8 protein-coding genes are annotated in these 6,642 nt (G+C 56.5%); 7 read left to right on the top strand and 1 reads right to left on the bottom strand.

Annotated features, from left to right (window positions below; genetic code table 11):
- The first annotated feature begins 155 nt into the window (after positions 1-155).
- The 7 genes from JWQ61_RS22005 (at position 156) to JWQ61_RS21975 (ending at position 6,201) form a co-directional block, all read left to right on the top strand.
- The gene (locus JWQ61_RS22005) at positions 156-614 is read left to right on the top strand and encodes a DsrE family protein (RefSeq protein WP_304362401.1); all 459 of its coding nucleotides are present in this window, start codon (positions 156-158) and stop codon (positions 612-614) included.
- 372 nt (positions 615-986) lie between these two features.
- Entirely contained in the window at positions 987-1,442 is a 456-nt protein-coding gene (locus tag JWQ61_RS22000) for a DUF2244 domain-containing protein (protein WP_304362400.1), read from the top strand.
- Positions 1,443-1,474: 32 nt separating this feature from the next.
- Positions 1,475-2,647 (top strand): cytochrome c oxidase subunit II, encoded by a 1,173-nt coding sequence (gene coxB / locus JWQ61_RS21995; protein ID WP_120237347.1) that lies wholly within the window; start codon positions 1,475-1,477, stop codon positions 2,645-2,647.
- Positions 2,648-2,661: 14 nt separating this feature from the next.
- Complete coding sequence (ctaD, locus tag JWQ61_RS21990; RefSeq protein ID WP_304362399.1) at positions 2,662-4,260, top strand: cytochrome c oxidase subunit I; 1,599 nt, start codon at positions 2,662-2,664, stop codon at positions 4,258-4,260.
- A gap of 158 nt (positions 4,261-4,418) precedes the next feature.
- A complete protein-coding gene (locus JWQ61_RS21985) occupies positions 4,419-5,003 on the top strand; it encodes a cytochrome c oxidase assembly protein (protein ID WP_304362398.1) in 585 nt (194 codons plus the stop codon).
- A 57-nt stretch (positions 5,004-5,060) separates the two neighbouring features.
- Positions 5,061-5,276 (top strand): DUF2970 domain-containing protein, encoded by a 216-nt coding sequence (locus tag JWQ61_RS21980; RefSeq protein ID WP_304362397.1) that lies wholly within the window; start codon positions 5,061-5,063, stop codon positions 5,274-5,276.
- Positions 5,277-5,340: 64 nt separating this feature from the next.
- Entirely contained in the window at positions 5,341-6,201 is an 861-nt protein-coding gene (locus JWQ61_RS21975) for a cytochrome c oxidase subunit 3 (RefSeq protein WP_304362396.1), read from the top strand.
- An 83-nt stretch (positions 6,202-6,284) separates the two neighbouring features.
- Here the strand turns inward: JWQ61_RS21975 and JWQ61_RS21970 are convergent, their stop codons facing one another.
- On the bottom strand, positions 6,285-6,485 hold the full coding sequence (locus tag JWQ61_RS21970; protein ID WP_014004551.1) for a twin transmembrane helix small protein: 201 nt from the start codon (positions 6,483-6,485) through the stop codon (positions 6,285-6,287).
- Between the last annotated feature and the right edge of the window lie 157 nt (positions 6,486-6,642).

The raw sequence follows: 6,642 nt of genomic DNA, 5'->3' as shown, positions 1-6,642 counted from the left end.
GCGGTCACCAACGATTGGGGCAACGGTTTTTTCAGCGATCCGTGGTCCGAGAAAAACCATCCATTGGCAGATTTGATATAACGTTGATGCGCTGATCAATCGCGCGGATAAATCGACGTTATCCTGTTTGTCCGTTTTTCCAGCCGGGAGCCAATATGCAGCGACGCAACATCCTATGGACAATGTTTTCATCAATCGGCGCGGCGGCGGTCCTTGCCGCAACCACATCGCGCGCCAATGCGGCAAGCGCTGCAGGCGTGGATAAAGCCAAGGTCGCTTATCACCTGAGCGAACTTGATAAAGCCGGTTTCGTACTCGGCAATATTCAGAATCATTTCGACGGCATGGGCGGGCCGGACCGGGTCAAGATCAATCTGGTCATCCATGGCGCGGCGCTCAAGGCGTTTCACTCAGCGCAGGCAAGCCCGGAATTCGGTGCGCACGTGGCCGAACTGGCAAAAATGGGACTCGGGCTGAGTGCCTGCATCAATACCATGAAGGCACAGAACGTATCGCTGAAAGATCTGCTGCCGGGTTTTACCGTTGCCGATAAAGGCGCGGTTGTGCTGCTCGCCGACCTGCAGTCGCAGGGCTACGCTTATTTGAGGCCATGACCGGACTGAAGTGATTGGCCGCATCACACGGAAAACCAGCATCTCGCTGGATTGGCGACAATAATTCGACTCTGACCCTAATTAATTCCAGGCCGGGGCGCGGTGTGGGTTGTCAATATTAGGCATATCTGCCGATCCTGGTTCTCGTCAATATAATAAATTTCTTATATGAAACATATCGGCAAGATGATAATTGATTGGCTTGCCATGGAGGAAAGCGGCTCCGCGCGGAGGTAAAAGCGCGGTTTTGCGGGCATGCGTGCAGCGGGTATAAGGATTTGATTCTCCTTGATAACATCTTCGGTTACCCCTTATACTTCGAAGGTTTTAGCTTGTGCGTACAGGCGACTTGCTCGGTGTCGATAGTGCATCATGATTAAGCGAGAATGGGACTTGAGGCGTAACTGCGCAATCGCGCCGCGCCAACTTGGTTTTTTCTATGCAATCCTCTGCGCCACGTCGTTTACCGTGGCGATCGGCTTTACCTTGCACGGCGCCTGGTTTGTCCTGGTATTTGCGGTCCTGGAAATGGCGGCGGTTGCTGTCGCATTCCTGGTCTATGCATGGCACGCCACGGACCGCGAGCACATAGCTATGCTGGACGATTACCTGCTTGTGGAATTGATACAGGCACAGGAAGTTCGACGATTCAAGCTGGATTTACATGCGATCCGGATTGCGGTGCAAGAGACAAACAAGGGCCTGATAGACATTGAGGCGCTTGGCACCAGGGTCGAAGTAGGGCGGTTTTTGACGAAATGGAAGCGGCGCGAGTTTGTTCTGGAGCTGCGGCAGGAGCTACAGCGCAACCAAGTGACCAGTGGTTGACATAATTATAATTTTGGGCTTTTGAGGAAATCATGGAATATGCGAAGCGCCTTATATCGTTGATGCTCGGTGCCTCGCTCTTGTCGGCAGCTATGCCGTCATGGGCGGTGGTCGATAGTCCGGGTGGTCCAGCGGTGTTGCAGATGAACTTTCAACCACCGGTAACGCAAATTGCCCAGCAAATCTATGATCTGCATCACTTGATGCTGATCATTTGCCTGGTGATCTTCCTGGCCGTTTTCGGGGTGATGTTCTACTCCATCCTCAAGCATCGCAAATCGCTCGGCCACAAATCGGCCAGCTTCCACGAAAGCACCGGCGTCGAAATCGCCTGGACCGTGGTGCCTTTCCTGATCGTCATCGGCATGGCGCTGCCCGCCACCAAGACCGTGGTGGCGATGAAGGACACCTCCAACGCCGACATCACGATCAAGGTCACCGGCATGCAATGGAAATGGGGTTATGACTACCTCAATGGCGATGGCGCCGGCATTTCCTTCCTGTCCAACCTGTCGACGCCGCACGAGCAAGTGGTGGATTCGACCAAGGTCAAGAACGACAACTACCTGATCGAAGTCGACAATCCGATGGTGGTCCCGGTCAACAAGAAGGTCCGCATAATCACCACCGCCAACGACGTCATCCACTCCTGGGGTATTCCGGCATTCGGCGTCAAGCAGGATGCGATTCCCGGTTTTGTGCGCGACACCTGGTTCAAGGCTGAAAAGGTCGGCACCTACCGCGGCCAGTGCGTTGAACTGTGCGGCAAGGACCACGCTTTCATGCCTATCGTGGTCAATGTTTTGAGCGAAGCCGATTACAAGACCTGGGTCGACGGCAAGAAAAAGGAAATGGCTGCCCAGGCAGACGATCCGACCAAGACCTGGACCATCGACGAGCTGAAGCAGCGCGGCGAAAAAGTCTACACGGCCAATTGCGCGGTCTGCCACCAGGCTACCGGCAAGGGCGTGCCTGGCGCGTTCCCGGCGCTGGATGGCGACCCGGTCGTCAACGGCCCGCGTGCCGAACAGATCAACGTCGTGCTGAACGGCAAAGTCACCGGCACTATGCAGATGCCAGCCTGGAAAGCCGTGTTGTCGGATACCGAAATTGCTGCGGTGATTACCTACACCCGCAACAACTGGTCCAACAAGGCTCAGGAAAATATTGTCCAACCAGCTGAAGTGCTGGCTGCGCGTAAGTAAATTAGGAGATTGAGATGAGCACTACCGCAGTCGATCACGCACACGATCATTCTCACGACGACCACGCGCACGACCATCCGCACGGCTGGCGGCGCTGGCTATACGCCACCAACCACAAGGACATCGGCACCTTGTACCTGTGGTTCTCGTTCACCATGCTGCTGTCGGGCGGCGTGCTGGCGCTGCTGATCCGCGCCGAGCTGTTCCAGCCCGGCCTGCAGTTCTTCAAGCCTGAATTCTTCAACCAGCTGACCACCATGCACGGCCTGATCATGGTGTTCGGCGCGATCATGCCGGCCTTCGTCGGTTTCGCCAACTGGATGATCCCGCTGCAGATCGGCGCATCCGACATGGCTTTTGCGCGGATGAACAACTTCTCGTTCTGGCTGATGCCTCCTGCAGCCTTGCTGCTGGCGACTTCATTCCTGGCGCCGGGCGGCGCAACCGCTGCCGGCTGGACCCTGTACGCACCGCTGTCGACCCAGATGGGCCCCGGCATGGACATGGCGATTTTCGCCATCCACATCATGGGCGCGTCGTCGATCATGGGTTCGATCAACATCATCACCACCATCCTCAACATGCGCGCGCCTGGCATGACGCTGATGAAGATGCCGATGTTCTGTTGGACCTGGCTGATCACCGCCTACCTGCTGATCGCCGTGATGCCAGTGCTGGCCGGCGCCATCACCATGACCCTGACCGACCGTCATTTCGGCACCTCCTTCTTTAACGCTGCCGGCGGCGGCGATCCTGTGATGTACCAGCACATCTTCTGGTTCTTCGGTCACCCCGAGGTCTACATCATGATCTTGCCGGCGTTCGGCATCGTGTCGCAGATCATCCCGGCTTTCGCCCGCAAGCAGCTGTTCGGTTATGCATCGATGGTGTACGCCACGGCGTCGATCGCGATCCTGTCGTTCATCGTCTGGGCCCACCACATGTTCACCACCGGCATGCCGGTGACTGCGCAGCTGTTCTTCATGTACGCCACCATGCTGATCGCGGTGCCTACCGGCGTCAAGATCTTCAACTGGATCGCTACCATGTGGCGCGGTTCGATGACGTTCGAAACACCGATGCTGTTCGCGCTCGGCTTCATCTTCGTGTTCACCATGGGCGGTTTCACCGGCCTGATCCTGGCGGTGACGCCGATCGATATCCAGATGCAGGATACCTACTATGTGGTGGCCCATTTCCACTACGTGCTGGTGGCTGGCTCCCTGTTCGGGCTGTTCGCCGGCTACTACTACTGGAGTCCGAAGTGGACCGGTTTCATGTACAGCGAAAGACGCGGTCAGATCCATTTCTGGAATTCCCTGTTCTGGTTCAACGTCACGTTCTTCCCGATGCACTTCCTGGGCCTGGCCGGCATGCCGCGTCGCTACGCCGACTATCCGGCGCAGTTCACCGATTTCAACATGCTGGCTTCGATCGGCGCCCTGGGTTTCGGACTGAGCCAGGTCTACTTCCTGTTCTTCGTGATCATTCCATCGATCAAGGGCGGCAAGAAAGCAGCCGACAAGCCATGGGACGGCGCCGAAGGACTGGAATGGACTGTGCCTAGCCCAGCGCCTTTCCACACTTTCGAAACGCCACCGACCTTTAAATAACGGCAGCGGCGGGCCGCAGCAGGCTCGCCAACCCTGTGTGACTGAGCAAAATGAGCAACCCGAAAAAGCCTAATAACCTACGTACCGGATTACTGGTAGGCCTGCTTGCCTTGAGCTTCTTCATTGCGATCTTCGTCAAGATGCTGTGGTTCAAGTAAATGGCTGATCCTGCGGAGAAGTTGGCTAATGAGGAAGGCAAGGCCGAATCAAGGAAGCTGAACGGGCAAATGCTGGGCAAGCTGCTGGTGATTGCGGTCCTGATGTTCGGTTTCGGTTATGGCCTGGTGCCGGTATATAAAAAGATCTGCGAAGTTACCGGCGTCAATTACCTGACGCCGAAAGACGCCACGGTGGAAGCGCCGGTCAATACCCAGGTCGACAAGAGCCGCACGATTACCGTTGAATTCGACGGCAATTCGCAAGGCCCCTGGCGTTTCAGGCCGACGGTCAGCAGCCTGCAGGTGCATCCCGGCGAAATGACGCAGGTGGTGTATGAAGTGGTGAACAAGCAGTCGCGCAAGATGGATGCCCAGGCGATTCCGAGTTATGCGCCGCAGCAGGCGGCGGCTTTCTTCAAGAAAGTCGAATGTTTCTGTTTTACCCAGCAGACCCTGGGCCCGAACCAGGCCAAGGAAATGCCGGTGGTGTTTTACATAGATCCTGCTATACCTAAAGATGTAAAGCTGATCACGCTGTCCTACACGTTTTTTGAAATTGCAGGGCAGCCGGACAAGGCGGGCTGATTTAAGCTCATTTGGCCGGTTCAGCGGCATGGTTAGCCGGATAACGAGGGGTATCAAATGTCGGACCTGGAGCAAGCAAGCCGCCGTAAAGCCTCATTTGGCGCCACCATGAAAGCGGTATTCTGGTCGTTCTTCGGCGTGCGCAAGAGAAAAGATTATGAAAACGACGCCGCCAACCTGAATCCGGTGCATGTGGTGATAGCCGGCATACTTGGAGCACTGATTTTCATTGCGATCCTGATCACCATCGTGAAACTGGTTGTCGCTAAATAAACGCAGTACCGCAATACAGTAACTGACTGACAGAAACTAATTAAATTTGTATCGGGAGATGGAAATGAGTTCTCAACAAGGTAGTGCGCCGTACTATTTCGTCCCTGGACCATCCAGGTGGCCGGTGCTGGGCGGCGTCTCGCTGCTGGCGACGATGGCTGGCGCCGCGGCATGGGTCAACAGTGTCGTGTGGGGCCCTGAGCTGTGCGCTATCGGCATCCTGTCGTTCCTGGTGGTGCTCTACAAGTGGTTCGGCGATTCCATCCGCGAATCCGAGGGCGGCATGTACAGCGCGCGCATCGATACCTCGTACCGCTGGAGCATGAGCTGGTTCATCTTCTCCGAAGTGATGTTTTTCGCGGCGTTTTTTGGCGCCTTGTTCTACGCCCGCAGCATTGCCATGCCGTGGCTGGGCGATCTGGACAACAAGCTGCTGTGGCCAGACTTTGCCGCGCACTGGGGCAATGCAGGCCCGGCCGGCACCATCGAATCCTTCAGCACCATGGGGCCGTTCCCGATCCCGACCATCAACACCGCCTTGCTGCTGGCTTCCGGCGTCACGCTGACCATTTCCCACCACGCGCTGCGTGCCGGCCACCGCGGCAAGACCGCATTCTGGCTGTTTGTCACGATCGCGCTGGGCGCAACCTTCATGGGTTTCCAGGCTGCCGAGTACATCGAGGCGTATAGCGATTTCAACCTGAAGCTGACTTCAGGCGTCTACGGTTCGACCTTCTTCCTGCTGACCGGCTTCCACGGCTTCCACGTCACCATCGGCGCCATCATGCTGTCGGTCGTGCTGTTCCGTGTGCTCAAGGGGCATTTCACCCCGGAACACCATTTCGCATTCGAAGGCGCGGCCTGGTACTGGCACTTTGTGGACGTCGTCTGGCTCGGCCTGTACGTCGTGGTGTACTGGCTGTAAGCCAAGCGGATCAAGCGTACGCATAAAAGAAAGGCCACACTTCGGTGCGGCCTTTTTTACTGTGGATTCTTGCAGCGGCGTGCTTAGTGCAGCCCGGTCGGCTGGATATAACCGAGCTTGTACAGTACCAGCAGCAGGATGAACAGGGCGACCGAAAAGCCGACGCGCATGGTCAGGGCCTGCACCGTGCGGTTGCTTTTACCTTTGTCGCGCATCAGGAACACCAGCGCTGAGGCAAGGCTGCCGATAATCAGGATGAAGGCGATGGCGACGACGATTTTCATATGTAGGCCGGGGAAACATTGACTAAGGCGATATTGTAATGCCAATCGGATTCCGGTTCAGATTCAGATTTCGGCTGATCCCCTTCGTGGTGACCGTATTGCTGGTGGTGCTGGGCATCGCGTTGGCACAATGGCAAACCCGGCGCGGCGACCAGAA

The organism is Collimonas fungivorans, assembly GCF_028292705.1.
Taxonomy (GTDB): domain Bacteria; phylum Pseudomonadota; class Gammaproteobacteria; order Burkholderiales; family Burkholderiaceae_D; genus Collimonas; species Collimonas fungivorans_B.
Note: the sequence above shows the minus strand (reverse complement) of the source record. Positions and strands in the feature narration are given on the sequence as shown.